25 protein-coding genes are annotated in these 26,978 nt (G+C 56.8%); 19 read left to right on the top strand and 6 right to left on the bottom strand.

The window, feature by feature from the left end:
* The first annotated feature begins 2 nt into the window (after positions 1 to 2).
* The 3 genes from rpmA (at position 3) to proB (ending at position 2,810) form a co-directional block, all read left to right on the top strand.
* On the top strand, positions 3 to 263 hold the full coding sequence (gene rpmA / locus D4A39_RS16025; RefSeq protein ID WP_022986434.1) for a 50S ribosomal protein L27: 261 nt from the start codon (positions 3 to 5) through the stop codon (positions 261 to 263).
* 144 nt (positions 264 to 407) lie between these two features.
* Positions 408 to 1,595, top strand: a complete 1,188-nt coding sequence (gene cgtA / locus D4A39_RS16020) for an Obg family GTPase CgtA (protein WP_022986433.1) — start codon at positions 408 to 410, stop codon at positions 1,593 to 1,595.
* Positions 1,596 to 1,697: 102 nt separating this feature from the next.
* The gene (gene proB, locus D4A39_RS16015; RefSeq protein ID WP_022986432.1) at positions 1,698 to 2,810 is read left to right on the top strand and encodes a glutamate 5-kinase; all 1,113 of its coding nucleotides are present in this window, start codon (positions 1,698 to 1,700) and stop codon (positions 2,808 to 2,810) included.
* A gap of 64 nt (positions 2,811 to 2,874) precedes the next feature.
* Here the strand turns inward: proB and rpsT are convergent, their stop codons facing one another.
* Positions 2,875 to 3,141, bottom strand: a complete 267-nt coding sequence (rpsT, locus tag D4A39_RS16010) for a 30S ribosomal protein S20 (RefSeq protein WP_022986431.1) — start codon at positions 3,139 to 3,141, stop codon at positions 2,875 to 2,877.
* 283 nt (positions 3,142 to 3,424) lie between these two features.
* Between rpsT and murJ the strand changes: the two genes are divergently transcribed.
* The 12 genes from murJ to D4A39_RS15950 all read left to right on the top strand — a co-directional run bounded on the left by murJ (position 3,425) and on the right by D4A39_RS15950 (position 17,272).
* The gene (gene murJ / locus D4A39_RS16005) at positions 3,425 to 4,990 is read left to right on the top strand and encodes a murein biosynthesis integral membrane protein MurJ (RefSeq protein ID WP_119918545.1); all 1,566 of its coding nucleotides are present in this window, start codon (positions 3,425 to 3,427) and stop codon (positions 4,988 to 4,990) included.
* A gap of 72 nt (positions 4,991 to 5,062) precedes the next feature.
* The gene (gene ribF, locus D4A39_RS16000) at positions 5,063 to 6,028 is read left to right on the top strand and encodes a bifunctional riboflavin kinase/FAD synthetase (protein WP_119918544.1); all 966 of its coding nucleotides are present in this window, start codon (positions 5,063 to 5,065) and stop codon (positions 6,026 to 6,028) included.
* Positions 6,025 to 8,832 carry an isoleucine--tRNA ligase gene (gene ileS / locus D4A39_RS15995; protein WP_119918543.1) on the top strand — a complete coding sequence of 936 codons (2,808 nt, stop codon included), beginning with the start codon at positions 6,025 to 6,027 and terminating at the stop codon, positions 8,830 to 8,832. The genes ribF and ileS overlap by 4 nt, the downstream gene beginning before the upstream one ends.
* Before the next feature lie 78 nt (positions 8,833 to 8,910).
* The gene (gene lspA / locus D4A39_RS15990) at positions 8,911 to 9,405 is read left to right on the top strand and encodes a signal peptidase II (RefSeq protein WP_022986427.1); all 495 of its coding nucleotides are present in this window, start codon (positions 8,911 to 8,913) and stop codon (positions 9,403 to 9,405) included.
* The gene (locus tag D4A39_RS15985) at positions 9,398 to 9,868 is read left to right on the top strand and encodes an FKBP-type peptidyl-prolyl cis-trans isomerase (protein WP_022986426.1); all 471 of its coding nucleotides are present in this window, start codon (positions 9,398 to 9,400) and stop codon (positions 9,866 to 9,868) included. Before lspA ends, D4A39_RS15985 begins: the two co-directional genes overlap by 8 nt.
* Positions 9,869 to 9,965: 97 nt before the next feature.
* Positions 9,966 to 10,901, top strand: a complete 936-nt coding sequence (gene ispH / locus D4A39_RS15980; RefSeq protein WP_022986425.1) for a 4-hydroxy-3-methylbut-2-enyl diphosphate reductase — start codon at positions 9,966 to 9,968, stop codon at positions 10,899 to 10,901.
* Between the two features lie 251 nt (positions 10,902 to 11,152).
* Entirely contained in the window at positions 11,153 to 11,626 is a 474-nt protein-coding gene (locus D4A39_RS15975; protein WP_022986424.1) for a GspH/FimT family pseudopilin, read from the top strand.
* Positions 11,623 to 12,147, top strand: coding sequence for a type IV pilus modification protein PilV (gene pilV, locus D4A39_RS15970; protein WP_022986423.1), 525 nt, complete (start codon positions 11,623 to 11,625; stop codon positions 12,145 to 12,147). Before D4A39_RS15975 ends, pilV begins: the two co-directional genes overlap by 4 nt.
* Complete coding sequence (locus tag D4A39_RS15965; protein ID WP_022986422.1) at positions 12,144 to 12,872, top strand: PilW family protein; 729 nt, start codon at positions 12,144 to 12,146, stop codon at positions 12,870 to 12,872. Before pilV ends, D4A39_RS15965 begins: the two co-directional genes overlap by 4 nt.
* A gap of 16 nt (positions 12,873 to 12,888) precedes the next feature.
* Positions 12,889 to 13,404 (top strand): PilX N-terminal domain-containing pilus assembly protein, encoded by a 516-nt coding sequence (locus D4A39_RS15960; protein ID WP_022986421.1) that lies wholly within the window; start codon positions 12,889 to 12,891, stop codon positions 13,402 to 13,404.
* Between the two features lie 17 nt (positions 13,405 to 13,421).
* Complete coding sequence (locus tag D4A39_RS15955; RefSeq protein ID WP_119918542.1) at positions 13,422 to 16,826, top strand: PilC/PilY family type IV pilus protein; 3,405 nt, start codon at positions 13,422 to 13,424, stop codon at positions 16,824 to 16,826.
* Positions 16,827 to 16,837: 11 nt separating this feature from the next.
* Positions 16,838 to 17,272: a type IV pilin protein gene (locus D4A39_RS15950; RefSeq protein WP_022986419.1), complete on the top strand. Its 435-nt coding sequence runs from the start codon at positions 16,838 to 16,840 to the stop codon at positions 17,270 to 17,272.
* A 55-nt stretch (positions 17,273 to 17,327) separates the two neighbouring features.
* Here the strand turns inward: D4A39_RS15950 and D4A39_RS15945 are convergent, their stop codons facing one another.
* Positions 17,328 to 17,846, bottom strand: a complete 519-nt coding sequence (locus D4A39_RS15945; RefSeq protein ID WP_119918541.1) for a GspH/FimT family pseudopilin — start codon at positions 17,844 to 17,846, stop codon at positions 17,328 to 17,330.
* A gap of 105 nt (positions 17,847 to 17,951) precedes the next feature.
* Between D4A39_RS15945 and D4A39_RS15940 the strand changes: the two genes are divergently transcribed.
* Positions 17,952 to 19,058 carry an NAD(P)/FAD-dependent oxidoreductase gene (locus D4A39_RS15940; protein ID WP_119918540.1) on the top strand — a complete coding sequence of 369 codons (1,107 nt, stop codon included), beginning with the start codon at positions 17,952 to 17,954 and terminating at the stop codon, positions 19,056 to 19,058.
* Here D4A39_RS15940 and D4A39_RS15935 read toward each other — a convergent pair.
* The 3 genes from D4A39_RS15935 to D4A39_RS15925 are packed head-to-tail and all read right to left on the bottom strand — an operon-like array spanning position 19,007 to position 22,189.
* On the bottom strand, positions 19,007 to 20,395 hold the full coding sequence (locus tag D4A39_RS15935) for a sigma-54-dependent transcriptional regulator (protein WP_022986417.1): 1,389 nt from the start codon (positions 20,393 to 20,395) through the stop codon (positions 19,007 to 19,009). The two genes, D4A39_RS15940 and D4A39_RS15935, sit on opposite strands and share 52 nt — an antisense overlap.
* A gap of 11 nt (positions 20,396 to 20,406) precedes the next feature.
* Entirely contained in the window at positions 20,407 to 21,960 is a 1,554-nt protein-coding gene (locus D4A39_RS15930; protein ID WP_022986416.1) for a sensor histidine kinase, read from the bottom strand.
* On the bottom strand, positions 21,950 to 22,189 hold the full coding sequence (locus D4A39_RS15925; protein WP_119918539.1) for a PP0621 family protein: 240 nt from the start codon (positions 22,187 to 22,189) through the stop codon (positions 21,950 to 21,952). The genes D4A39_RS15930 and D4A39_RS15925 overlap by 11 nt, the downstream gene beginning before the upstream one ends.
* A gap of 149 nt (positions 22,190 to 22,338) precedes the next feature.
* Between D4A39_RS15925 and D4A39_RS15920 the strand changes: the two genes are divergently transcribed.
* The gene (locus D4A39_RS15920) at positions 22,339 to 23,964 is read left to right on the top strand and encodes an NAD+ synthase (RefSeq protein ID WP_119918538.1); all 1,626 of its coding nucleotides are present in this window, start codon (positions 22,339 to 22,341) and stop codon (positions 23,962 to 23,964) included.
* Between the two features lie 144 nt (positions 23,965 to 24,108).
* Here the strand turns inward: D4A39_RS15920 and D4A39_RS15915 are convergent, their stop codons facing one another.
* Positions 24,109 to 24,921: an outer membrane protein assembly factor BamD gene (locus D4A39_RS15915; protein ID WP_022986413.1), complete on the bottom strand. Its 813-nt coding sequence runs from the start codon at positions 24,919 to 24,921 to the stop codon at positions 24,109 to 24,111.
* Positions 24,922 to 24,977: 56 nt separating this feature from the next.
* Here D4A39_RS15915 and rluD point away from each other — a divergent pair, with 56 nt between their 5' ends.
* On the top strand, positions 24,978 to 25,952 hold the full coding sequence (gene rluD, locus D4A39_RS15910) for a 23S rRNA pseudouridine(1911/1915/1917) synthase RluD (protein ID WP_022986412.1): 975 nt from the start codon (positions 24,978 to 24,980) through the stop codon (positions 25,950 to 25,952).
* A gap of 74 nt (positions 25,953 to 26,026) precedes the next feature.
* A complete protein-coding gene (gene pgeF, locus D4A39_RS15905; protein WP_022986411.1) occupies positions 26,027 to 26,779 on the top strand; it encodes a peptidoglycan editing factor PgeF in 753 nt (250 codons plus the stop codon).
* Positions 26,780 to 26,978: the final 199 nt, after the last annotated feature.

Below are 26,978 nucleotides of genomic sequence, written 5' to 3'. Positions count from 1 at the left end.
TCATGGCGCATAAAAAAGCCGGTGGTAGTACTCGTAACGGTCGCGATTCGCAGAGTAAGCGCCTTGGCGTTAAGCGTTTCGGCGGCCAGCTGGTAAATGCAGGCGAAATTATTGTTCGTCAGCGTGGCACCAAGTTTCACGCTGGTGTGAATGCCGGCATGGGTAAAGACCACACCATCTTTGCCACTGAAACAGGTCGTGTAAAGTTCGAGGTTAAAGGCCCGCTGAGTCGCCAGTATGTGGTGATCGAGCCTGTGGCCTGATCCTTACGGATCAGAAAAAACCCCGCGAGGCTTCGCCCGCGGGGTTTTTTTGTATTTGCGGCCGGGGCTTTGCCTGGCCGTATCTGTCCCCAAAATGAATGCATTGCCGTAGAATGGCACCGTTCTGAAAGAGAGTCTGTTCCCATGCAATTTGTCGACGAAGCCACTATTGAAGTCCATGCCGGAAAGGGCGGTGATGGCTGCCTGAGTTTCCGACGCGAAAAGTATGTGGAGTTTGGCGGCCCGGATGGCGGTGATGGCGGTGCTGGCGGCAGCGTGTATTTTCAGGCCGACAGCAATCTCAATACCCTGGTGGATTACCGTTACGAACGCATTTTCAAGGCGCGAAATGGTGAGCCCGGCAAGGGGCGGCAGATGACCGGAAAATCCGCGGATGACGTGACGCTGTTGGTGCCGGTCGGCACCACCGTGATCGATGTGGATACCGATGAAGTGCTGGCCGACCTGACCGACCCGCAAAAGCCGGTGATGATCGCCAGCGCAGGGCGTGGCGGTCTGGGCAACATCCATTTCAAGAGCAGTACCAATCAGGCTCCCCGCAAGACCACCAAGGGCAAGCCGGGCGAATCCCGTCGTTTACGCCTGGAGCTCAAGGTATTGGCGGATGTCGGCTTGCTGGGGATGCCCAACGCGGGCAAGAGCACTCTGATTCGGTCCATTTCTGCCGCCAAGCCCAAGGTGGCGGACTATCCCTTTACCACGCTGGTGCCGAATCTGGGTGTCGTCAAGGCGGACCGTCATCGCAGCTTTGTGGTGGCAGACATTCCAGGGCTGATCGAAGGGGCGGCAGAAGGGGCCGGGTTGGGGATTCGTTTCCTCAAGCATCTGGCGCGAACCCGTTTGTTGCTGCATGTGGTGGATATTGCGCCCATGGATGGTGGTGATCCGGCAGACCATATTGATGCCATCGCGGATGAGCTGGATCAGTTCTCGCCGGCGCTGGCGGAGCAGGAACGCTGGCTGGTGTTTAACAAGATTGATTTGCTGGCGGATGACGAAGCTCAAGCCAAAATCGATGCCATTGTGGAGGAGCTGGGCTGGCAGGGGCCGGTTTACGGCATTTCTGCGGCGGCAGGCGTCGGTTGCGAAGAGCTGGTTTATGCCCTGATGAATGCCATTGAAGATCGTCGTCGCCTGGAGCAGGAAGATCCTGAGTATGCTGCGGCTCAGCAGGATCTTCGTCATCGCCTGGAAGAAGAGGCTCGTGAAAAGGTGCAGGAGCTCAAGGCGGAAGCGCGGCGCGCCCGGGACAATGACCGGGATGACGACGATGATGACGATCACGACGTGGAAATCATCTACGAGCCGTAATGTAGGGCGGAAATGGGCAGTGCCCATCTCTGCCGTTACCGCTTGGCTGGCGGAGATTGGCTGGCGCCAATTTCCGCCCTACGGAACTTGTAAGGAGCGAAGGTGGCAGATCGCCAACGTTGGGTTATCAAGATCGGCAGTGCCCTGTTGACCAATGATGGCAAAGGGCTCGATGTGGCGCTGATGCAATCCTGGGTGGACCGCATGGTAATGCTGCGTCAGCGCGGTATTGAGGTGGTGATCGTTTCCTCTGGCGCAGTGGCCGAGGGGATGACCCGTCTTGGCTGGGCGAGGCGCCCGGATTCCGTGCACGAGCTGCAGGCGGCCGCTGCTGTCGGGCAGATGGGGCTGGTGCAAGCCTGGGAGTCCTGTTTTCAGCGGCATAATCTGCACACCGCCCAGGTGCTGCTGACCCACGATGATCTTTCTGATCGCAAACGCTACCTGAATGGCCGTTCCACGCTGCTAACCCTGCTGGGGTTTGGTGTGGTGCCGGTGGTGAATGAAAACGACACCGTGGTGACCGACGAAATCCGTTTCGGTGACAACGACACGCTGGCTGCCCTGGTGGCGAACCTGGTGGAGGCGGATCGTCTGATGATCTTGACTGACCAGGAGGGTCTGTTCGATGCTGATCCGCGTAGCAACCCCGATGCGGGTCTGATTCGGGAGGCGCAGGCGTCGGACCCGGCCATTGAGCGAGTGGCGGGTGGCGGTGGTCTGCTGGGGCGTGGTGGCATGGCGACGAAAGTCCGTGCTGCCAAACTGGCGGCCCGTTCCGGGGCGTTTACCACGATTGCCTCGGGTCGCAGCCCGGAGGTGTTGGTTGAGTTGGCAGAGGGGCGGGGCCCCGGCACCACCTTGTTGCCGGACACCTCCCCGATGAATGCCCGCAAGCAGTGGCTGGCCGGGCATCTGCAGATGCGTGGTCGGGTGGTGCTGGATGCGGGTGCGGTCAGGCGTGTTCGTGAGGGGGGCTCAAGTTTGCTGCCGGTGGGAGTGGTGGATGTGTTTGGCCAGTTCTCCCGTGGCGAGATGGTGGCCTGCGAGACCGAGCAGGGTGAGCGGATTGCCTGCGGTCTGGTGAATTACGATGCGGCAGATGCGCGTCGGATCTGTCGCAAGAAGAGTGCGGAGATCGCGGATGTGCTGGGTTACATGAACGAAGAAGAATTGATCCACCGGGACAATATGGTGGTGTTTGATGCGGTCTGACTATGCGACCATAAAAAAACCGGCGCGAGGCCGGTTTTTTTTATGTCCAACGGAACACGTTCGATCAGGCAGCCATGGCCTTGATCTTGGTGTTCAGGCGGCTCTTGTGGCGAGCGGCCTTGTTGGGGTGAAACTTGCCCTTGCGGGTGGCTTTGTCCAGCACGGATACCGCTTGGGTGTAAGCTTCCTGGGCGGCACCTTGGTCGCCGGACGCAATAGCCGCGTTCACCTTTTTCAGGTATGTGCGCACCATGGAGCGCATCGCTGCGTTGTGCTGACGGCGCTTTTCCGCCTGACGCGCACGCTTGCGTGCTTGCGGTGAATTAGCCAAGGTCCTGCTCCTATCTTGAATTCTGAGGTCGAAATTGGGTTTATGACACAGGCCGCAGGGCGGCCGGCACACGTTGTTGCGATCAGGTTGTGATCAAAAAACAGGCGTGCCACGGTCTAAAGACGCGCAACTATGCCGATCATGAGGGGCATTGTCAATGGGAAAAGGGCGCTGAAATGATCACTGGTAGCGGTTCGTGTGGCCTTTCGCTAACCTTGCCCGGTTCCGCCCGGTTGAGGGGCGTTGTGGGCTGCCCGGGTGGCGCCCGGGTATTGGAGACCCCATGACAGACAGCACGCAGACCCCGCCCAAAAAAGCCGGCTTGCTGGCCTCCACCCTGGTGGTGTCGAGCATGACCATGCTTTCGCGGGTGTTGGGGTTGATCCGTGACGTGGTGATTGCCCGCATGCTGGGGGCGTCCGCCGGGGCGGATGCCTTTTTTGTTGCCCTTAAAATCCCCAATCTCCTGCGTCGGTTGTTTGCTGAAGGGGCGTTTAACCAGGCCTTTGTGCCGGTGCTTAGTGAATACCGGAACAAGGGCAGCATGGCGGCAACCAAACTGCTGGTGGACCGGGTTGCCGGGACACTGGGTGGCACCCTGATGCTGGTGACGTTGCTGGGGGTGCTGGGCGCGCCCCTGATCATCTGGGTGTTCGCGCCCGGGTTTGGTGATGAGCCGCACAAGCGGGCGCTGGCAGTGGAAATGCTGCGTCTGACCTTTCCTTATCTCTTTTTTATCGCCCTGACGGCTTTCGCGGGCGGCATCCTTAACAGTTGGAACCGGTTTGCAGTGCCGGCGTTTACCCCGGTGCTGCTCAATCTGAGCTTGATTGCGTGTGCCTTGTTTCTGGCGCCGCACTTTGCCGAGGACCGGATGGCGGTGGCGCTGGCGTGGGGGGTGTTGATCGCCGGTGCGGCCCAGCTGCTGTTTCAGTTGCCCTTTCTCGCGCGTCTGAATCTCATGCCGGTGCCGCGTATGGGGTGGCAGGACCCGGGAGTGCGCAAGATCATGGGGTTGATGGCGCCGGCGTTGTTCGGTGCGTCGGTCTACCAGCTGAATTCGTTGGTCAATACGGTGCTGGCCTCCCTGTTGGAGACCGGGTCGGTGACCTGGCTGTATTACACCGATCGCTTGATTGAGCTGCCACTGGGTATTTTTGCGGTCGCCATCGGGACGGTGATTCTGCCGAGTCTGTCCCGGCAACATGCCCAGGCAGATCCGCAGGCGTTTTCCCGCATGCTGGATTGGGCGATTCGCCTGGTGCTATTGATTGGTCTTCCGGCGGCGCTGGCATTGGCGGTGCTGGCAGAGCCCTTGCTGTCCACCTTGTTCCAGTATGGTGAGTTTTCCGCGCTCGATGTGGCGAAAACGGCTGAATCCCTGCGCGCTTACAGCTTCGGATTGCTGGCGGCCATGCTGATCAAGGTGCTGGCGCCGGGGTATTACGCGCGCCAGGACACCAAGACTCCGGTGAAAATCGGGGTGGTGTCCATGCTGGCGAATATGGTGTTTGGTGCTGTGCTGGTGTGGGAATTCCGTCATGTGGGCCTGGCCACGGCCATGGCGCTTTCTGCCTGGCTGAATGCCGGGCTGCTATATATCGGGCTGCGCCGCAGCGGCGTCTACCAGCCTTTGCCAGGTTGGACGGGGCACGGGCTGCGCATGCTGGTGGCCGGGGGCGCCATGGCAGCAGGAACCGGGTGGCTGGCGCAGCAAACCCAGGTATGGACCGAGGCCGGCGCAATGCTGCGAGTTGGTTGGTTGAGCCTGATCGTGGTGGCGGGCCTGGGGACCTATGGTCTTTGTTTGCTGGTGTTGGGGCTGAGGGTGCGACATTTGCGCCGCTAGCCAGGACCTACAACCGTCGTGCAGCCCGGCAGCGTTCCTGTATAATCTGGCGTCTTTCGAGACGAGGGTGTGATGCGACTGATTCGCGGCATTCACAATCTGCGCGAGACGCATCGTGGCTGTGTGGCCACCATCGGCAATTTTGATGGGGTGCATCTGGGCCATCAGCGCATTCTGGATCAGGTGATCACGGAAGCCCGTCGCCGTGGGTTGAAGTCCACGGTGATGCTGTTCGAGCCTCAGCCCCAGGAATTTTTTGCGCCGGATCAGGCGCCGCCCCGGTTGATGTCGCTGCGCGACAAGTTGATCGCCTTGCGAGAGGCCGGGGTAGATCAGGTGTTGTGTGTGCGTTTCAATGCGCGCTTCCGGGCGCTTACCGCCGAGGCCTTTGTCAAAGGCCTGTTGGTCGATGGCCTGGGTGTGGACTATCTGGTGGTGGGCGATGACTTCCGTTTCGGTTGCGGCCGTGATGGCGATTTCGCCTATTTACGGCAGGCTGGCGAGCGTTTCGGTTTTTCGGTGACGGACACGGCCACCTGTGAAGTGGACGGTGAGCGGGTGTCCAGCACCCGGATCCGGGCGGCCCTGAGTGCCGGGGCGTTTGATCTGGCCGCGCAGTTACTGGGCCGGCCCTTCGCGATCAGCGGTCGGGTGCGTCACGGTGACAAGATCGGTCGCACCCTGAATTTGCCCACGGTGAACCTGGCCCTGAAACGATTGCAGTCTCCCCTGAAGGGTGTGTTCGCTGTCAGCGTAAGTGGTGCGGGCCTGACGGATCAGCCGGGGGCCGCCAATATGGGCACCCGGCCCACCGTGAATGGGACCGAGAACCGCCTGGAAGTGCACCTGCTGGATTTTTGTGAAGAGGGCGACGGTGCCGGTTTTGGCAAGGACGGCCTGTACGGCAAGCACCTGACGGTAGCGTTCCGCCATTATGTGCGGGCGGAAGAAAAATTTGCGGACCTGGACCAGCTCAAGACTGCTATCTGGCAGGATGTGGAAGCGGTCCGAGACTACTTTGAAAAGACGGGAATATGACGGACTACAAGGCAACGCTTAACCTTCCCCATACCGACTTCCCCATGAAGGCCGGTTTGTCCCAGCGTGAGCCCGCGCGGCTGAAAGAGTGGCAGGAGAAAGCGCTCTATCAGAAGATTCGCGAGGCTTTTGCCGGTCGTCCCAAGTTTATTCTTCATGATGGTCCTCCCTACGCCAATGGCAATATTCATATTGGCCATGCGGTAAACAAGATCCTCAAGGACATGATCGTCAAGTCGCGCACCCTGGCGGGTTTTGATGCCCCCTATGTGCCCGGCTGGGATTGCCATGGCCTGCCCATCGAATTGATGGTGGAAAAGAAAGTCGGCAAGGCTGGCCACAAGGTCGACGCCCGCACCTTCCGGCAAAAGTGCCGTGAATACGCCAGCAAGCAGGTGGAAGGTCAGAAGGCCGACTTCAAGCGCCTGGGTGTGTTCGGTGATTGGGACAATCCCTACCTGACCATGGATTACGGCTTCGAGGCCAATATCATCCGTGGCCTCGGCAAGATCGTGGACAACGGTCATCTGCAGCAGGGCTTCAAACCGGTGCACTGGTGCCTGGATTGCGGCTCTGCCCTGGCCGAAGCGGAAGTGGAATATTACGACAAGGTGTCTTTTGCCATTGATGTGGCATTCCCGGTGGTGGACGGTGCGGATTTCACCGCGCGCAGCGCCATCGAGGCGAAGGCGCCACGCCTGGTGATCTGGACCACCACGCCCTGGACCTTGCCGGCCAACCGCGCGGTGGCGGTACACCCGGAGCTGGAGTATGTGCTGCTGACCGCCACGCAGGATGGTGAGGCCGGTGAATGGCTGGTGGCCGAGGCGCTGGCGGATGATCTGGTGGAAAAATGGGGGCTGGAGAATGTGTCCCGCTCCGCGTCTGTCGTGGGCGCCAAGCTGGAAGGCTTGTCCCTGCAGCATCCGTTCCTGGCGTATCAGGTGCCGGTGATTCTCGGCGAGCATGTTACCACCGATGCCGGTACCGGCCTGGTGCACACGGCCCCGGGCCACGGTGCCGATGACTTTGTGGTCGGACAGAAATACGACCTGGATCCAGTCAGCCCGGTACTGGATAACGGCAAGTTCCGTGACGACCTTGAGGTGGTCGGTGGCCTGCACGTGAGCAAGGCTAACGAGCCGGTGATTGAGGCCCTGAAAGAAAGCGGTGCGCTGGTGAAGTTCGCCAAGCTGGAACACAGCTACCCGCACTGCTGGCGCCACAAGACCCCGCTGATTTTCCGCGCCACCGCGCAGTGGTTCGTGTCCATGGACAAGAATGGCCTGCTCCAGCGTGCCCAGCAGGAAGTGGAAAAAGTTCAGTGGCTGCCCGAGTGGGGCAAGGCTCGCATCGACGGCATGCTCAGCGACCGCCCGGATTGGTGTATCTCCCGGCAGCGTACCTGGGGCGTGCCCATTGCGCTGTTCGTGAACAAGGAAACCTCCGAGCTGCACCCCGATACCCCGGCGTTGATCGAGCAGGTGGCGCAGCGTGTCGAAAAAGAGGGCATTGATGCCTGGTTCGATCTGGATCCGGCCGAGCTGCTCGGCGACGAGGCGGACCAGTACAGCAAGGTCACCGATACCCTGGACGTGTGGTTCGATTCCGGCGTGACCCACTACTGTGTGCTGGATCAGCGTGAACAGCTGCGAGCCCCGGCGGATCTGTACCTGGAGGGCTCTGACCAGCACCGTGGCTGGTTCCAGTCCTCCTTGCTGACCAGCTTGGCTATCCGCGATGCGGCGCCCTACGAGACGGTGCTGACCCATGGCTTCACCGTGGATGAGCAGGGCCGCAAGATGTCCAAGTCCATCGGCAATGTGATCGCTCCGCAGGAAGTGTGGAACGATCTGGGCGCCGACATCCTGCGTCTTTGGGTGGCGGCCACCGACTACCGTGGCGAGATGTCGGTGTCCAAGGACATTCTCAAGCAGATGGGTGACAGCTATCGCCGTATCCGCAATACCAGCCGCTTCCTGCTCTCCAATTTGAGTGGTTTTGATCCCGCGGTGGATGCATTGCAACCGGAGCAGATGCTGGCACTGGATCGCTACATTGTGGATCGTGCCCTGCAGTTGCAGGACGAGATCAAGGGGCTGTACGACGGTTATCACTTCCACCAGATCTACCAGCGCCTGCATCACTTCTGTGCATTGGATCTGGGTGGCTTTTATCTGGATATCATCAAGGATCGCCAGTACACCACCCAGGCGGATTCTGTGGCGCGGCGCTCTTGCCAGACGGCCCTGTACCATATTGCCCAGGCTCTGGTGCGATGGATGGCGCCGATCCTCAGCTTCACCGCTGAGGAAATTTACGAAAACCTGCCCGGAGAGCGGCTCGATTCCGTGTTCCTGGCCGAATGGTATGACGGCCTGTTTGCCCTTGAGGGCAACGCCATGGGGCGTGAGTTCTGGCAGCAGGTGCAAGACGTGAAGCAGGGCGTTAACAAGGCCATTGAAGGGGCACGCCGCGACAAGGTGATCAAGGGCGGGCTCAGTGCGGAAGTGACCCTGTTCGTGGATGCCGACAAGCAGGCGTTGCTGGAAAAGCTGGGTGACGAGTTGCGTTTCGTGACAATCACCTCTGCGGCGACTCTCAAGCCGTTGTCTCAGGCTCCGGCCGGGTTGGATGACAGTGTGCCCGGGCTGAAAGTGAAAGTGGTTGCGTCGGCCCACACCAAGTGCGTGCGGTGCTGGCATCACCAGCCTGATGTGGGCAGTCATGCGGGCCATGAAGCGCTGTGTGGTCGCTGTGTCACCAATGTGGACGGTGACGGCGAAGTGCGGCATTACGCCTAAATGCTCTGTAAGGCGGAAAGGGGTGCCAGCCCCTCTCCGCCGTTACAGCGCCCTGCGAATGAACCCGGTAGAAAACAAATGACCTCATCGAAGATCCCCGGCCAGTTGGTGTGGCTATGGCTCAGCGCGGTGGTGATCGTGCTGGATCAGATCACCAAACATATGATTGTGGACCGTTTTTCCCTCTATGAGCGACTGGACGTGTTCCCGCACTTCAATCTGACGCTGGCCTACAACAGTGGCGCGGCGTTCAGCTTTCTGGCAGATGCCGGTGGCTGGCAGCGATGGTTCTTCACGGCTATTGCAGTGGGGGCCTCGGTCATGATCCTGATCTGGTTAGCGAGGCTGACCAAGGCGGAAACCCTGCAGGGTGTGGCGCTTTCACTGATTCTTGGCGGTGCGCTGGGTAATTTCTACGACCGCCTGGTACTGGGGCATGTGGTGGATTTTCTGGACTTCTACTGGGGCGATTACCACTTCCCTGCCTTTAATATTGCTGACACGGCTATCACCATTGGTGCCGGCCTGATTTTGCTGGACATGCTGCTGGGAGCGAAAAAGCGCCATGACTGAGATTCTTCGCGCTGGCCCGGAAACCCGGGTCACCCTGCACTTTGCGGTGCGCCTGATGGATGGCACGGAAATGGACTCCACCTTCGGCGGTGAGCCGGCGGCCTTCGTGTGGGGCGATGAGTCCTTGCTGCCCGGCTTTGAGAGTTCCATTCGCGGTCTCAAGGCTGGCGACAAACGCAGCGTATTTCTGGAGGCGAAAAAAGCCTTCGGTGAGTACAACGAGGAAAACGTACAGCATTTCACGCGTGACACCTTTATTCAGTACGACACCCTGGAGTCGGGCATGGTGCTGAGCTTTGCCGATGCGGCTGGCGGTGAGTTGCCGGGCGTGATCAGCCGGGTGGAGGATGACTGGGTCTATGTGGATTTCAACCACCCCTTGGCAGGCCGCGACCTGACCTTTGAAGTGGAAATCATCGCGGTGGAACGCTATGCCCCGGAGCAGCCGGTGACATTGAATTGATGCCTCTCACGGACCGTGAATGTGTCAGGATTAACCGTTAGACTCGTAGTAGCAGCCTTTTGCTGTTAACTCTTCACTGTTAACTGTTCACTGCCTTATGGAAATTCGTCTCGCCAACCCCCGTGGCTTCTGTGCCGGGGTGGATCGCGCCATCGACATCGTCAACCGGGCTCTGGAAGTGTTCGGCCCGCCCATCTATGTGCGCCACGAGGTCGTGCATAACCGCTATGTGGTGGAAGATCTGCGTCAGCGTGGAGCGGTCTTTGTGGAGGAGCTCCATGAGGTGCCGGATGATGCCATTGTGATCTTTAGTGCTCATGGTGTTTCCAAAGCGGTGCAGCAGGAGGCGCAGCGGCGTGATCTCAAGGTGTTCGATGCCACCTGTCCACTGGTCACCAAAGTGCATATGGAAGTGATCCGTTACGCGCGCGAAGGCCGTGAAAGCATTCTGATCGGCCATGAAGGGCATCCTGAGGTGGAAGGCACCATGGGGCAGTACGATCGCTCCCATGGCGGAGATATCTATCTGGTGGAAGACGAAGCCGATGTGGCTGCGCTGCAGGTGCGTGACCCGGACAAGCTGGCCTTCGTGACCCAGACCACCCTGAGTGTGGATGATACCGCCAAGGTGATTGATGCCCTGCGGGCGCGCTTTCCCACTATTCACGGCCCCAAGCGCGAAGATATCTGCTACGCCACTACCAACCGTCAGGACGCCGTTCGCCAGTTGGCACTGGAGTGTGGCCTTGTGCTGGTGGTCGGTTCCGTCAACAGCTCCAACTCCAATCGTCTGCGCGAACTGGCCGAGCGTTGCGGTGCTGAGGCTTATCTGCTGGATGAGCCCGGCCAGATCGACAAGGCCTGGCTGGAAGGCAAAAAGGTTGTCGGTGTCACCGCCGGTGCCAGCGCCCCGGAAGATCTGGTGCAGCAAGTCATCGCGACCCTTAAGTCCTATGGCGGCGAAGAGGCACAGGAAATCCCCGGCCGCGAAGAAAATATCCGTTTCTCCATGCCCAAGGCGTTGCGTCCGTAACGCCTGTCTGCGGTTTTTGACCGTTCATTCCCTGTGCGTACGACCGATCCCTGTGGCTAAGCAGTAAATAGCACTGGTCTACGATTAAAGTGTGAGTGTTGTCACACCCGAAAGTACCAAAAATCATTATTTTTCAGCAGCTTATACCGTTCGGAGCCGTCAATCCCCCATTGGTCCCCATTCGATTGATGAGTGGCGGAGCATTGCTAAAGTGATATCCGTGTCGAATTAGAACAATTGTTGGGGCAGGGATGAGCAAGCAGGAATCGGGATTCACGATTGTCGAGTTGGTGGTGTCGTTGTTGGTGCTGGGCGTGCTGCTGGCGTTTGCTATCCCTTCTTATCAAGGGGTGATTGCCTCCAATGCCTTGCGCACGTCCACTGCCGATCTGATCACTGCCTTGAATTTGGCGAAGATGCAATCGGTCAGCCTGCGCCAGCAGGTGACGGTAGCCCCTGTGACGGCTGGTGATTGGGAAAGTGGTTGGGTTGTTACCTACCCGGCAGGCAGTGAGGAAAAGAATCAGACGTTCCTGCCTGCCCAGGATGTGGCGATTACACAGACTCAGGGGGCAAACAACCCCGTATTTCGATCAGATGGCTATACCACTAACACCCCCGCAGCCTTCCAGCTATGTAACCCCAAAGCGGGAGATACCGGAAGACTGATCTCTGTGTCTGTCGTAGGCCGAATCAGTAATGAGGATGTTGATTGCAACCCATGAAAACGATGATGAAAAGACAGCGGTTCTCCGTTCAAAAAGGAATTGGTCTTGTCGAGATTCTGGTGGCATTGCTGATTCTTGCGATAGGCGTGCTGGGCTATGCCGGGTTGCAACTTGCGGCCCTCAAGGGGGCGGAAGAAGCGAACAACCGTTCGCAGGCTACCTTGATAGGTCAGGATGCACTCGAACGAATCGAGTCCAATCGCGCAGAGGTCGCAACTTATCTGGATCCGGACAGTTGGCCGAATGCCACGGTAAACCCGGGAGGCGATCCAGAGACAGGGTGCCAGGCAAATGACTGCACGTCGGAACAGATGGCGACTCTGGATATTGATCAATTGGCTTGGCTGGCGGGCAATCAGTTGCCAAATGGCCGCGTACGTGTGAGCCAGTGTAATGGCAATACCATGAGCTGTGTTGTGGTTAGTTGGGGCAAGATGGCGCCAGCGGACTGTTTGACGGCGGATGGCATTAATGTCGATGAGTCGGCGACGTGTGTGGTGTTGGAGGTGTCGCGGTGAGCAGGCAGAACGGTTTCAGTCTGGTTGAGTTGATGGTCGCGCTGGTGCTGGGCTTGATTGTGTCCGCTGCAGCAATCCAGCTTTTCACAACCAACCAGAAAACATTCGTACTTCAACAGACGGCCTCGCAGCTTCAACAGGATAGCCAGCAAATTATGCGTTTCCTGGTAAGGGATCTACGCAAGACTGGTTTGGTTTGGGACTCCGTTACTCCCACCCAGGATATGGGGGTGCTGTTTGACGACTGGAGTGCGGAAATTACTGCTTCTGATGAGGGGGCAGACAACGATGTGCTGACGGTGGCCTATAACGGAACGACAGATTGTGCGGGTAATGATGCCGGTGGCTGGGTTGAAGTGGCCTCTACCTACTACGTCGACGATGGCAGCCTTTATTGCAAAGGCAGCATTGATACGGATGTGGTCGTTGAGTTGGTGCCCGGAGTCGAAAGCTTTCAGGTGCTATACGGAATCGATACCGTTGCGGATGGTGAGCTTGCGGCTAGTCGCTATGTCGATGCGGATTCTGTCCCTGCTGACACACCGGTTGTGTCGGTAAAGGTGGGACTGTTGCTCAAACGGGAAAACAACGTTCTGCCGGTCAGTGATGGTAATCGGAAGTTTCATGTCCTTGGCGAAGCCTATGATGAACCCGAAGATCGGGCGATGCGTAAGGCAATCAGTATGACCGTCAGGCTTCGCAACTTTGATTGGAACGCCATCTAGGTTTAAGGAGTAGGTAATGAAAAAGCAGGAAGGTGCTGCATTGCTGGTGGCACTGCTGATTCTGGTGGCAATTTCCTTGCTGGGAATTTCTGCAATGAAGACCAGTATGTTCTCGTCAAAGGTCTCAACGGGTGTGCAGGCAGATGCAATGGTATTTGAGGCAGCTGAAAGCGCGATTGTGGAGGCGTATTCCGAGCTGGACGATATGGCATCCACAGACTTGTCCGCTTTTTTGGGTGGCGACGTGATGACTCGATGCCTGGCCGCCAGTAATCCCCGCAAGGTCGGTGTATGTGGCGCGCCGGATTACCTGGGTAATCGGGGGCTTATCAAGGCTTCGTCAACGTCTCAGGTTAACGGGTTTCAGCTGATTTCAGGTGCACAGCTGAGCTCTACCGGGAATGCCGGCACTTTTGTGGATTACCAGGTGCAAATCGTGGGAAGTAGCCGTATGGCGGCTTTCAATATTGATGATGCTCACATTCAGGAATTGCTGAAACGTGGGATTCGACCGAGTTCGGAAATTGAGTAAGCCAGGGGGATTGAGCAATGATTAAAATGAAAAGATATGCCTCATTAATGGTTGCTGCCTTATGGCTGCCCATGCTGGGTGCTCATGCTGATGATACCGAGATTTTCTTTGCCGATGCGGATACGGAAAACGCACAAAATGCTCCGGCGGCGAATGTTTTGGTCATGTTGGATAGCTCCGGAAGTATGGCGTGGTGTGAGACGTCAGATTGTCAATCTGGAGAAGAAACGCGTATCGATATGACCAAGCGTGCTTTCAGCGACATGGTTGATGCCCTTCCCGACAGGGTCAATCTTGGTCTTGGTCGTTTCAGAAACGGAGAAGATGGGCATGTGATTTTTCCGGTCTCCGAGATGAGCGCTGGCGGTCGTGATGCCATCAAGATAGCAGTGAATGCCATTTCTCCCACGGGCGGGACGCCCACCTTTCATGCCTATAATGAAATGGCGCGCTACATGCTTGGTGAAGAAGCAAATACCGGTAACGGCTTTAGCTCCGAAGCCTGTGTGGAAGTGGATATCAACGAAAACTGCCACGACGAATACGCCAGGGATTACCAGGGGAACCTTATCTATGAGGGGCCCTGGATCAACGCGCCGAGTGTAACCAACTGCAGCAATCTTCCTGAAGAGTATCGCTACTACAATTGTCGCCAGGATTACGGCGACTATTCGCCAACCCCGGGTGGTGGGTCAACAACCTGTAACCCCAATACGGATTATTGCGAAGTGCGGTATGAGGGCGATTATGAGGCTCTGCCAAATGGTGAGACCTGCGATGCCACCGAGGACTACTGTAATGTTACGAGCTGGAGCGCCTGGAGCTCCTGGGGTGAGCCACGTAACGGGGGGGATTACCGCTTCACTTGCCGAAACAATGAAGAAAGACGAGGGCACTGTGAACAAGAAAGTCGCAGGGTGAGCTGTGGTTTCTTCTGCTCTTACTATGAATATCGCAAGCGCACAGCTCAGTCTTTCGAGCGTCGCCCTGCGGTGTATTACGAGAGAAGTATTTCCTTCCAGGTACGGGCCCCAAAAGTGGAGCGCGTCTGTACTCAAACCACCACCTGCACAAAAACAGCCAAAATTTATCAGGATGGTGATTATGTTTCGCCCATGGATAGTGCTAACCAGTGCGAGCGAAACTACATTGTAATGATGACCGATGGTGAGCCTAGTGGTGACCGTGGCGTTGACGACAACCCTAATGGAGACCAGCGTCTGCCGGATTGTGGTGAATCGGATGAGAACCTGTCAGGCACAGAAAGTTATGCCTGCCAATATCGACTTGCCGGAGCACTGAACAGAGACAGTTATGAAGATCACAAGAAGGTAAAGACTTACACCGTTGGTCTTTACATGAATGAAAACGCATTGAACAACAACAATGTTATTTACCTTGATGACGTGGCCGAGGCGGGTGGTGGCGATACATATAATGCCGATTCAGGTAGTGCGCTTGCCAATGCCTTCATGAAAATTATTGATCTGGTGGACGAGCAGTCGCGCTCAGTGTCATCCCCGGGTGTGGCGGTAAACCAGATGAACCGTTTTGAGCACCTTGATCAGCTTTACTACTCCATTTTCCAGCCAGCCATTAGCAGTTTCTGGGATGGAAACCTGAAAAAATATGAGCTGGTCGGTTCTGAGATTCATGGCCAGAACGGGAATGCAGTCAGCGACAATACTGGCTACTTTAGTGCGACCTCCAAGAGCTTCTGGAGTGATGAAACCGACGGCTATGACGCAACCAAGGGCGGTGCTCGTGGTGAACTGGATGCTGGTGGACACAAGCTTTTCTATAGCGATGTCGACACCCGTACCAATACTACCCTGCCAAGGATCGACTGGACCAAAATCGATACCGACGAGGGTAAACCGAAAACCTTCTTTGGTCTCGATGCCGGTGCAAGTGATGAAACGGTTCAGGATTTTGTGTCCAAGATGAAGAACCTTTGGGCCGATCCCATGCACAGCGTTCCGGTGCTGGTGAACTATGGTGGTACCAGCGAGGATGCGGACGATCAAAACAATGTGGTCTTTGTCTCCACTAATGCGGGCATGCTGCATGCCATTGATGCTAAAGATGGTTCTGAAAAATTCACGTTCATGCCATATGAGTTCATTACTCAGGCGGACAAGTTCACCATTAATCGACCCGGTCTTCGTGATAACAAGCGTCAGCTGTACGGCCTTGATGGTAGCTGGGTCGCCTGGCGCCGGCCGGGCGCCACGGCCGGAAGTGCACCGAGTGCTGTTTACCTGTATGGCGGTATGCGTCGCGGTGGGCGCAGTTACTATGCGCTGGACGTATCCAATGTGAATGCGCCAAAGCTCAAATGGCAGATTACTGGAGGCGCTGGTGATTTTGAGCACTTGGGACAAACCTGGTCGGCTCCGACGCTAACCCAGATTCCTGTTGGCGATAGCAAGGTGCCAGTGCTGGTATTTGGTGGTGGCTATAGTTCGGCGGATCATGATCGCACCAGTGATTACGATGCAGAAAATCGCAGCAGCGAAGACGAAGTGGGTAATGCGATCTACATTGTGAATGCCAATACCGGTGACCTGGTCTGGTCTGCCACTGGTGATACGGTTTCTGCCATGAAATGGGCCGTTCCCGGTTCCATTTCTGTCGTTGATAAAAACCTTGATGGTGTTGCCGACCACCTCTATTTCGGCGACCTGGGTGGCCAGGTGTTCCGTGTTGATATCGATCAGGATGGCGATAAGGCAATGGCAGTGCATCGCCTGGCCGATTTTGGCGGCAACGGTGCGGATAACCGTCGTTTCTACGAAGCGCCAGCGATTACCTATGTGAAACAGGGCTTCAACGAAGTGCTGTATGTTGCCATTGGCTCTGGTTATCGTGCGCATCCGAAGGATAAAGATACTGAGGAGGCATTCTTCGTATTCCGTGACGAAAATGCATTCAGTAATCCTTCTGCGCCGGACTCTGTCCTGTCCACTGGGGATTTGAGTGAGATTTCCCGTACAGGCACTGAGGCCGCAGATACGTCCAAACCTGGCTGGTTCTACAAGCTGTCTATCCTTGATGGAGAGAAAGCGCTGTCATCCCCCTCGGTTATCAATGGAATCGTGCGCTTCAGTACCTACTCTCCTGTCGCCAGCACCAACCCGGACAACATTTGCGCGGTCAGTCTTGGTACATCCTTCATTCATACGATCAGTTTGATTGATGGTTCTCCAGTAACCAATAATGACGGCACCGTTGCGGACAGAAGCGAGCAATTGAAACAGCAAACCTTGCCACCCACACCGGTCCTGTTGACCAATGAAGACGGTGAAGTGAAGGTGGTTGTGGGGACCGAGGTCGTTGGTGACGACACCCTTGGAAACATGGGGTTACGCAAGACTCGCTGGTATCAGGCATCGCCCGACACCGCGGCTCCAGGCCCATGAGGAGGCATTCAATGAGATTGTCGCAAATGAGTCGGTTTCAACGAGGTTTCACGCTTATTGAGCTGTTTATTGTCGTTTTGATTATCGCGGTGCTGGCGGCTGTGGCTTTTCCAAGCTACACCGCTCATGTGGAATCGAGTCGGCAGGCTGCAGTTAAGGGGCAATTGATGGATGTTGCTGCGGCCATGGAGGCGTTCCGGGCACGGAACTTCTCATATAATGGCGCAGCGGCAGATTCGGCAATTACCTCCCGAACAGGCAATGAGTTCTACACCGTCTCTGTGAACGTGCCCGCGGGTGACCCGCAGAGTTATACACTAAAGGCGGAGCCTCTTTCCTCCAAGAATATGAACGGTACGGAAACCTTCATGATCAATGAGCAAGGGGAGACCTGCATGAAAGTGGCATCGTCTTGTACTATGTCCACTGATCCCTCCTGGAAGTAAGGCAAGCACCACATGGTTCCATTTTCGAACCATGTGGTGTTTCTGCGGCCTCTCTCTAATTTGGACAATCGCTTACTGGCACCGTCTCGAGGCGAGTGCGTCCAATCCAATTCATCACCAGCCTTCTCGCTGCGGTTTCATTGCAGATATAGAAGCTGCCATTCTGGAAGTGACTGATTCCGTAGCGATTAAATACCAGGGCGTTACCGCGAAAGCGCTTCCAGTGTAATCGTGTGTCACCGGGTAATTTGTATTCACCGAGAATTTCGTGCTTCTCCAGTTCGTTATTGTCGTTAGCGTCCATTCCGACAATCAGGCTGCGGCTAGGCGTGAACTTTTTGCAACCACTGTCCCCTGAGCAAAGCATGCGGTGATTGTGGCTGCTCATGGCTCCTGCACGTGCTGCCAGCATGAAATTGTTGATCGCATGGGCAGCGGTGATGACCTGATATTTGGGGACCAGTTGGGTGACGATGGTATGGGAAAGCATCATCAGAATAACCGATATCATTACTGCAATGAGTGCTTCCATGAGGGTAAAGCCGAGGTTGGCTCGGCAAATGGGGTGGGGCATAAACCATGACTCCTGTATTCAGCAGGAGATCAGGCTAGCCGGGTTTTTTCAGGTTGCCTGTGGTACCGTTGCCTCTCTTTCTATAAGCCATTGTCGTCATCATTCATGTCAGATGTTCTTGTTTTAGGTGGAGGAATTGTCGCTCTTCTCAGTGCGCTTGAGCTTACGGAGCGCGGAGCAAGTGTGACAATTGTCGAGGGCGATCAGCCTCCTGCCTCATGGGCTGGCGGAGGGATCCTCTCGCCGCTGTATGCCTGGCGTCATTCTTCACTTCTCAATCAGCTGACGTTCGATGGAGTGGACAGATATCGGCGGTTGGTTGGCATGTTGGAGAGTGATGGCTACGCGCCTCCTGGCGGTTTACTGAACTTGAATGGTATGTGGGTTCAGGGGGATGAGAAGGAGAGAGAGCGAGCCTTGCGCTGGGCAAGTGAATGGGGATTGAATTGTGAGGCGCAGTCCTCTGACGGGCTCTCTGGCCGCATGATGGCGAAAGGGCTGGAGGGGGTGTTTTTCCCGGGGCTTGGCAATGTTCGTAACCCGGGATTGTTGAAAGCTCTGCGCGCTTGCCTGCTGGCTCGTGGTGTAAAAAACCACAAGGCAAGAATTTCAGACATTCGCAGGCAGGGACGAAATGTGATTTTCCTTGCGGAGGATGGGCGACAGTGGCGGGCAGACAAGACAGTTGTGGGGATGGGTGCAGGTACAGGGGCGTTGCTGGAAAAGCTGGGTGTGCAACTGCCACTCTTTCCGGCCAAGGGCGAAATGTTGTTGTACCAGCTGTCCCCCGGTGATGTTTCGTCTGTTCTGCTGACAGAAGCCGGTTATTTGATCCCGAGAAATGATGGGGCTGTCTTGGTTGGCTCAACCTTGAGAAAGGGGGACGCCAGTTTCTATCCCACAGTATCGGGACGCTACAGGCTGGAGAGGCTGGCCCAAACGCTAATGCCAGAACTTGAGAAGGCCCGCCCAGCGTACCATTGGGCCGGGGTCAGGCCAGGCTCTGACAGAGACTACCCGTTTATTGGTGCTGTGCCTGGAGCCGATGGTGTTTATGTTGCGACGGGGCATTACCGGAATGGACTGGTGGCCGCTCCGGCGACGGCAGAGCTTTTGGCTCAGGTTCTGTGCGGTGTGGCGCCGTCTATTGATCCATCTGGTTATTCGTTGCCTTCGTCATCCCGATCAAGTTCCAGCTTCTTAAGACGGTAGCGCAACGATCGAAAGGTCATCCCGAGTTTTTTTGCCGCCGCGGTGCGGTTCCAGTGGGTTGCATCCAGCGCTTTCAGGATCTCGGTTTTCTCAATTTCCTGAAGGAATTCTTCCAGGGGCAGTTGTGGGGGACGCTCTACCTGCTGACTTGTTTCGTTCCAGGGGCCGGAAGGCGGTGCTGCGACCGGAGAGGTTTCCTGTAGTCGTAGATGCTCTTTATCGATAACAACGCCATCACAAAGAGTCAGGGCCCGCTCCAGTGTGTTTTCAAGCTCCCTGACATTGCCCGGAAAGGCATAGTGGCAAAGCGATTTCATGGCGGCTGTACTCACCGTTGGGACGGTAATATCCCATGCTCTGCTTAAGCGCGTTAGGATGTGATCGACCAGAGAGGGAATGTCTTCCTGGCGCTCCCGTAACGGCGGTACATGCGCTTCAATAACGTTTAGTCGGTAAAATAAATCCTGCCTGAACCGGCCCTCAGACATCTCCCTGGACAGGTCTTTATGAGTGGCGCAGAGAATGCGCAGGTTGACCTGGAATTCCTTGGCCTCGCCGACCGGGCGAACGGACTTTTCTTGAATGGCTCGAAGCAGTTTCACCTGCATATGTAAGGGCAGGTCAGCTACCTCATCCAGAAAAAGTGTGCCGCCGTCAGCTTCTCTGAACAAACCTTTTCGATCTTCGACTGCACCAGTAAATGCCCCTTTCCGGTGGCCAAAGAACTCACTTTCCATGAGCTCGGAGGGGATTGCTCCGCAGTTTACCGCAACAAATGGGCGCTCTCTGCGAGGGCCAAGGGAATGGATTAATCGGGCAATTCGCTCTTTGCCGCTACCGGATTCGCCGCTGATATAAATGGGGGCCTGGCTTCGTGCCAGTTTACGCACTTGGGCTTTCAGGGCTTTCATGGCGGGGGCATCCCCGATGAGATTGTCTTCTTCATCGGAGTGCTCTTCTGTGCCACTGATGCCCAGCCCGTCTTCGATCAGCTGGCGAAGGCGGTCAAGGGCAACAGGTTTGGAAATAAAGTCATAGGCGCCGAACTTCATCGCTTCTGTGGCGGTTTCCATATTTCCGTAGGCAGTAATCACGGCTGCAGGCATATCCGGGCAATGACGGGAAATGAATTGGAGGAGCTCCATTCCAGTGCCATCTCCCAGGTTCATGTCGGTCAGACAAAGGTCAAAATTGCCACTGCTGAGTTTTTCTTTGGCGGAAGCAAGATTCTCTGCGGCAGTTGCTTTCAGCTTCATTCGCCCAAGGGTAATGACCAGAAGTTCACGAAGATCGGCTTCGTCATCAACCACCAGTACGTGCGGTGTCTCGGCAGTCATAAATGGCCCCGTTATTGAAATTGTCGTTGCGGGTGAGCGAAGGTTATCACAAAGGATGCACCATCCGGATAGTTCTCTAGATCCAGTGTGGCCTGATTGGCGTGACAAAGTTCGCGGCAAAGATATAGTCCAAGACCATTGCCATCGCTGGCGGTAGTGAAAAATGGCTCAAAAAGGAATCGTGCGGCCTCAGCACTGATTCCCTTGCCATTGTCACGAACCCTTAACCAGGGGAGTCCGGTTCTGTCATGGTGGCCGCAGGATAGCTGCACCGTACAATTTTGTCCGCCGTGTTTGATCGCATTGGCGATCAGATTATCGATCACTTGGGTCAGCTGACTGGGATCAAAACGCACTTCCACTTCATGGCTGCAGGCCAGGGATATGTCAGCTTGAGGTGCATTAAGAATCCAGTTGTCGACGTTTTGGCGCAAAAGTTGATGAAGCGCAAAGCGCTCAGCATTCCCCTTGCCACGGCGAGACAGGTCCAGGACATCGTGAATAATGGTATTTACCCGGGTCACGTGATTTCGAATGATCGAGAGCAACTGGCTGTCTTCTTCGCTGGGGGAGCCATCCAGCAGAAGGTCGGTTGCGTGGTTGATAGCGCTGAGCGGGTTTCTGATTTCATGTGCCAGCGTGGCAGAAAGACGTCCTAAAGAAGCAAGATTCATCTGTTGGGCTTCTTGTGCAATACGAGCAGTATCTTCCAGGAACAGCAAAGTCAGCGATTCATGGCCGGTTTCAAGTTGGGCAAACCTTGGACTAAGCAGAGGGCTTTGCTCGGAAACTTTCAGGGTCGTGTGCGGGAGTAGGGGGTTGTTCTGCCAACGCTGAAAGAGATCAGACAGAGTGCCTGATAATTTGTTGCCCTGCATTGGGATATTGAAAAGATTATCCGCGGCTTCGTTTGACATTAAAATTCGCATCTTTTGATCAAAGACCAAAATACCGGTCCGCATTCTTTGTACGATTTGCTCGTTAAGTGCCTCCAGCCGCTGGATGGCGACACGTTGCCGTTGGGCAATTTGCTCGCTGTGATCCAGCCGTACGGCAATTTGCTGAATGATCACCGAGATCATGAAGAAAGCGATGCCAAGCAATCCGGATTCAGTGAGAGCAAAAGGGGAGCTCAGTTGTGTCTGGATCGAAAAGTAGAACTGCTCAAACATGACTGCGAGCGTTGCGAGAGCGGCAATCAGATACCCTAGACGCCCTCGCAATAGAATGTTGCCTGCAGCGACGGTGACGAGCAGCAGTACCGCCAGTCCGCCTTCCAGCCCTCCACTGGCGTGTACCACCAGGGTCAACATTAGCAGGTCGGTGATGAGCGAGAAGGGTTCCGTCCAGCGAGGAAACGCTCTCAACCGGTGTTTGAAATCCAGGGTGGTAGATGCCAGCGCGAGGCCAAGATAGAGAAATAGGGTTATTTCGAACAGGTTCTGGGAATCTGCGCCAATAACCGGTTTGTCCGGCGCGTAATGCAACAGCATCAAGACACAGGCAATGGCAATCCGGTAAACGTTATAGATGCGGGCCGGGGTCCAACGTTGATTAGGATTCATGGTGTTCCAGATACTGGCGCTGGTGATCCTGGCAGCAAAAGTGCTTGCCGTTGTGGCTGAAGGCTTCGTTGGCGGGCACGTGGACACCGCATTGCTGGCACTTCAGCATGTTCTGGGACTGGGTTGGTGTCGCCGGTGGTTTGCCTTGTGGGCCGGCAAGCAGGCGTTTTGCCGCTCGCCAGGCAAGGTATATCAGTGCAGCGATGATCAGCAGGCGAATCAGCCCCATCCTTGTCCCCTTGTTTTTATGCTGGTTGGTGCATTCATGGATTGCTGGCTAAAGAGTACAATCAGCGCTCATTTGAGGAAAGCTCGGCCCGCACAGGGTGGGGCGATCGTGGCCGGATCGGGCCAATAGTCAGAAAAGCAGGTCTTGAAATGCGAATAGTCATGGCCCAGCAGAACGCGCTGGTGGGGGATATCGAAGGGAATGCCCAGCGGGTTATTGCGGCAGCAGATGAAGCCCGGCGTTTGTTGGGGGCGGACCTTGTGCTGTTTCCTGAACTGATGCTGACCGGCTACCCGCCAGAGGATCTGCTGCTGCGACCCAGCCTGAACAGTCGGGTAGATGATGCGCTGGCGGAGATCGGCGCCAGAGTCTCTGTCCCCGTCGTGCTGGGTTACCCTGCGGTGCGTAATGGTTTACGCCGAAATGCGGCAGGGGTGATTTTCCCGGGAGACAAAGGCCCCCGGCACGAATATTTCAAGCAACACCTGCCCAATTACCGGGTGTTTGATGAAAAGCGTTACTTTCAGCGAGGCGACAAGCCTTGCGCCTTTGAACTGCAGGGGTGGACGCTGGGGCTGACCATCTGTGAGGACATCTGGCATGCCGAGCCTGCTGCGCAGTTGCAGCAGGCGGGCGTGGATGTGGTGCTCAACCTCAATGCCTCGCCGTTCCGGGCCAACAAGGTGGCGGAGCGTCTGGAGCAGGTCGAAGCCCGCAGTCGTGAAACCGGTCTGCCGGTGCTGTATTGCAACCTGGTCGGGGGGCAGGATGAGCTGGTGTTCGATGGCGCCTCTTTTGTCTGTAACAGCAAGGGCGAGCGCTGTGTGCAGGGGGCCAGTTTTCATGAGGCGCTGGTGCCCGTGGACCTGCAATGTGCGGATGGGCACTGCGAACCGGTCGGCGAGGTGTTGCCCGTTCCGGGGCTTGAGGAAAGCATTTACCAGGCGCTGGTGCTCGCCACTAGCGATTACGTCAACAAGAACGGTTTCAAGGGGGCGTTGCTGGGGTTGTCCGGGGGGATTGATTCGGCCCTGACTCTGGCGGTTGCTGTCGATGCGCTGGGCCCAGAGCGGGTAGAAGCGGTCATGATGCCATTCCGCTATACCTCGGCCTGGAGTCTGGAAGATGCCGAAAAACAGGCGCGCACATTGCGGGTGAAATATCGCGTGATGCCTATTGAGCCTGCTTTTAACGGCTTTATGGGCATTCTTGGCGAGGCTTTCGAGGGGTTGGCCAAGGACACTACCGAGGAAAACCTGCAGGCCCGTTGTCGTGGGGTGCTGTTGATGGCGCTGTCCAATAAAAGCGGCTCGGTGGTTCTCACCACCGGTAACAAGAGCGAGATGGCAGTGGGTTACGCTACCTTGTACGGGGACATGGCCGGTGGCTTTGCCGTCCTCAAGGATGTCTTCAAGACCATGGTGTATCGCCTTTGTCGCTGGCGGAACCAGAAGGCAGGGATGGAAATTGTCCCTGACAGGGTCATCACCCGCCCGCCCTCTGCGGAGCTGGCGCCGGATCAGGTCGACAGTGATTCGCTACCCGATTACGACGAGCTGGATGCGATCCTGGAGCGCTATGTGGAGCAGGACATGAGTGCGGAAGCGGTGATTCGGGATGGGTTCGACCGTGATAACGTCTACAAGGTGGTCAAACTGACCGACCGCAATGAGTACAAGCGCCGTCAGGCTGCGGTGGGCCCCCGGGTTAGTCGCCGTGCCTTTGGCAAAGACCGGCGTTATCCGATCACCAACGGCTGGCGACCGGGGGACTAAGGACAGCGGCAAGCCTCAAGCTACAAGGAAGATCAAAATCAAAAAATAGAACCCACAAAAGGTGGCGCCGAATGTGGGCCGGGGCCACCCTTTTTTGTAGCTTGTAGCTTGTAGCTTGTAGCTTGTAGCTTGTAGCTTGTAGCTTTAAAGCAAGTCGAAGGTCAGCAGGCTCAGCAGACCGTTGTCTTCATCCGGCCACCAGGCCAGATCCACCTGCCGGTCTTTATCCAGATAATCGCTATCCGGGAAGTTCAGGGCGAGCACATTGCGGCTTTTCTCCGCCAGCTTGGGATAATCCAGGCGCTCATAACCTTTCACCATGATCGCCAGCGCTTCCTCTACCGCAGGGGTCTGCTGGTAGTGCTTCACGACATACTGGGCCCGGTTAATAGAGGCGACAATGGCGCCGCGGCGGGCGTAGTAGCGGGCCACATGCAATTCCTGGCGAGCCAGCTGGTTGCGAATGTGGACCATCCGCGAGCGCGCATCCGGTGCATATTCGCTGTCCGGGAAGCGGGCCACCAGCCGCTCAAAATCCCGGAAGGCATCCTTGGCGGCATCCATGTCCCGTGCGGACTTATCAGAGGTGACGAGGTTGTCGAACAGGCCTTTTTCCATGTTGAAATTGGCAAGGCCGCGCATGTACAACGCATAGTCCACCCGGGCATGGGCGGGGTAATTGCGCATGAAACGTTGGGCGGCGACCACCGTGGCCGGGTAGTCTACGGCCATGTAACTGGCGTAGATCAGGTCCAGACCCGCCTGCTCGGCATAGTCGCCATAGGGGAAACGTGCCTCAAGCTCTTTCAGTTCATCGATGGCAGTCAGGTAGTTCTTTGACTCGATCGATTCGTGGGCTTCACGGTACTGGTCGGCTTCGGTGAGCTCAGGGCGTTCCTTGGTGGCGCAGCCAGCGAGCAACAGCAAACACAGCAGGGGCCAGAAAATGCGTGGCATTCTTTCCTCGTTGAACGGGTTACAATAGCGGGTCACATTTAAACACAGGTTGGATCATGGGACATCTTGGCGGCGAGAAAATTCAACGTACCGAGCAGGTGCGGGCAGAACAGGCGGGTCAGCGGGTGGATCAGGCCGCTGCCGAACTGTTTGATGGCTTCTCCCGCTCGCGCCTGCAGGCATGGATCAAGGACGGCGTACTCACCGTCAACGGCAACAAGGCCAAGCCCAAGGACAAGCTCACCGGCAATGAATCCCTCAGCCTGGAGGTGGTAATCGAGCCGGAGCTGGAGGACCAGCCTCAGTCCATCGAGCTGGATATCGTCTACGAGGACGAGGACCTGTTGGTCATCAACAAGCCCACAGGCCTTGTGGTGCACCCGGCAGCGGGCCACGCTGATGGCACCCTGCTTAACGGCTTGCTGCACCATGATGAGCGGCTTAACAGTCTGCCCAGAGCGGGTATTGTTCACCGGTTGGACCGGGACACCACCGGGCTGATGGTGGTGGCGCGCTCGTTGGAGGCCCATACCAGTCTGGTCTCCCAGCTGCAGGACAAGAGCCTGTTCCGCCAGTACGAAGCCATTGCCGTCGGAGTGATGACCGGTGGTGGCAAGGTAGATGCCCCCATGGGGCGCCATCCGGTGGATCGCAAGAAGCAGGCAGTATTAAAGGAAGGCGGCAAGAATGCGGTCACCCATTACCGGGTAATGGACCGCTACCGTGCCCACACCCGAATCCAGGTGCAGCTGGAGACCGGCCGGACCCATCAGATCCGCGTTCATATGGCCTTCCGCAACTATCCGTTGGTGGGCGATCCGCTCTACGGCGGCCGACTCAAGTTCCCGGCGGGGGCGAGCGAGGAATTGCGCCAGGCGCTGCGGCGTTTTCCGCGTCAGGCGCTGCATGCCCGCAAACTTGGCTTGATTCATCCTGCCAGTGGCGAATATTGTGAGTTCGAATCACCGCTGCCGGATGATATGCAGGCCCTGATTTCGGTTCTGGAGCGCGACGCCAAAGACGAGCCATAGAGTGGCCATCGCCGCAGGCGCTCCCCATCTTCCATCCCGGTACGGGGTTTTCACTGTCTGCCCGAGGCTTCCCGATGGACTCTCCCGAACGCGATCAATGGTTATGGCCTGACTGGCACCCTCACCCTGCGGTTCGTGCGGCGGTGACGACCCGTGCCGGCAACATCTCCCCCAAACCCTGGAATGGTTTTAATCTGGGCCTGAACTGCGGTGACCAACCCGCACGCGTGGAACAGGCCCGTCACTGTGTGGAAAAGCACCTGGATGCTGACCACCCGGTGGCGTGGCTCTGGCAAGTGCATGGCAAGCGGGTCATCCGCGCAGGCGAGCAGGATAGCGAGGCCGACGGTGTCTGGACCGACCAGCAACGGTGGCCTTGTGTAGTGCTTACCGCTGACTGCCTGCCGGTGCTGTTGGCGCGTACGGATGGCACTGCAGTGGCCGCAGTGCACGCCGGCTGGCGGGGGCTACAGGCAGGCATTGTTGGCGAAGGTCTGGCCAGCATCGCGCCTAATGGCGAGCCGGTCAGTGCCTGGCTGGGCCCTGCTATTTGCGGCAAATGCTATCAGGTGGGGGACGAGGTCTACCGCGCGTTCGTCGATAGCAACGCCGCCTTCAAACCCGCCTTCCAGAAAGACGCGACGCCTCACCACTGGCGGTTCTCCGTGGCCCATGCCGCCATGATCGAACTGGCCGCCCTCGGCGTCACCGATGTCCAGGGCGGAGACCTCTGCACCGCCTGCGACCTGAACCGTTTCTATTCCTACCGCAAGGAAGGTGAGACGGGGCGGTTTGCGTCGTTGATCTGGCTGGATGAAGGCAGTTAACAGTGAACAGCTCGCGGCATGGGGTGTTCTGTTTTGAGAGCGCAGGGGCCGCGTCCATGGGTTGGGCGCGGCCTCTGACGTTTTAAAGCCTGATATGTTTCCTCGTGCCGCTGTTAACTGTTCACTATTCACTGTTAACTGCCCTTGTGTTTGGCCCAATCGGACCCATATCTCTATCAGTTGATTGATAACCGGTGAT

It is taken from the genome of Alcanivorax profundi (assembly GCF_003597125.1).
GTDB lineage: Bacteria > Pseudomonadota > Gammaproteobacteria > Pseudomonadales > Alcanivoracaceae > Alcanivorax > Alcanivorax profundi.
The sequence above is the reverse complement of the archived record's forward strand: the minus strand, read 5'-3'. Positions and strand labels throughout refer to the sequence as shown.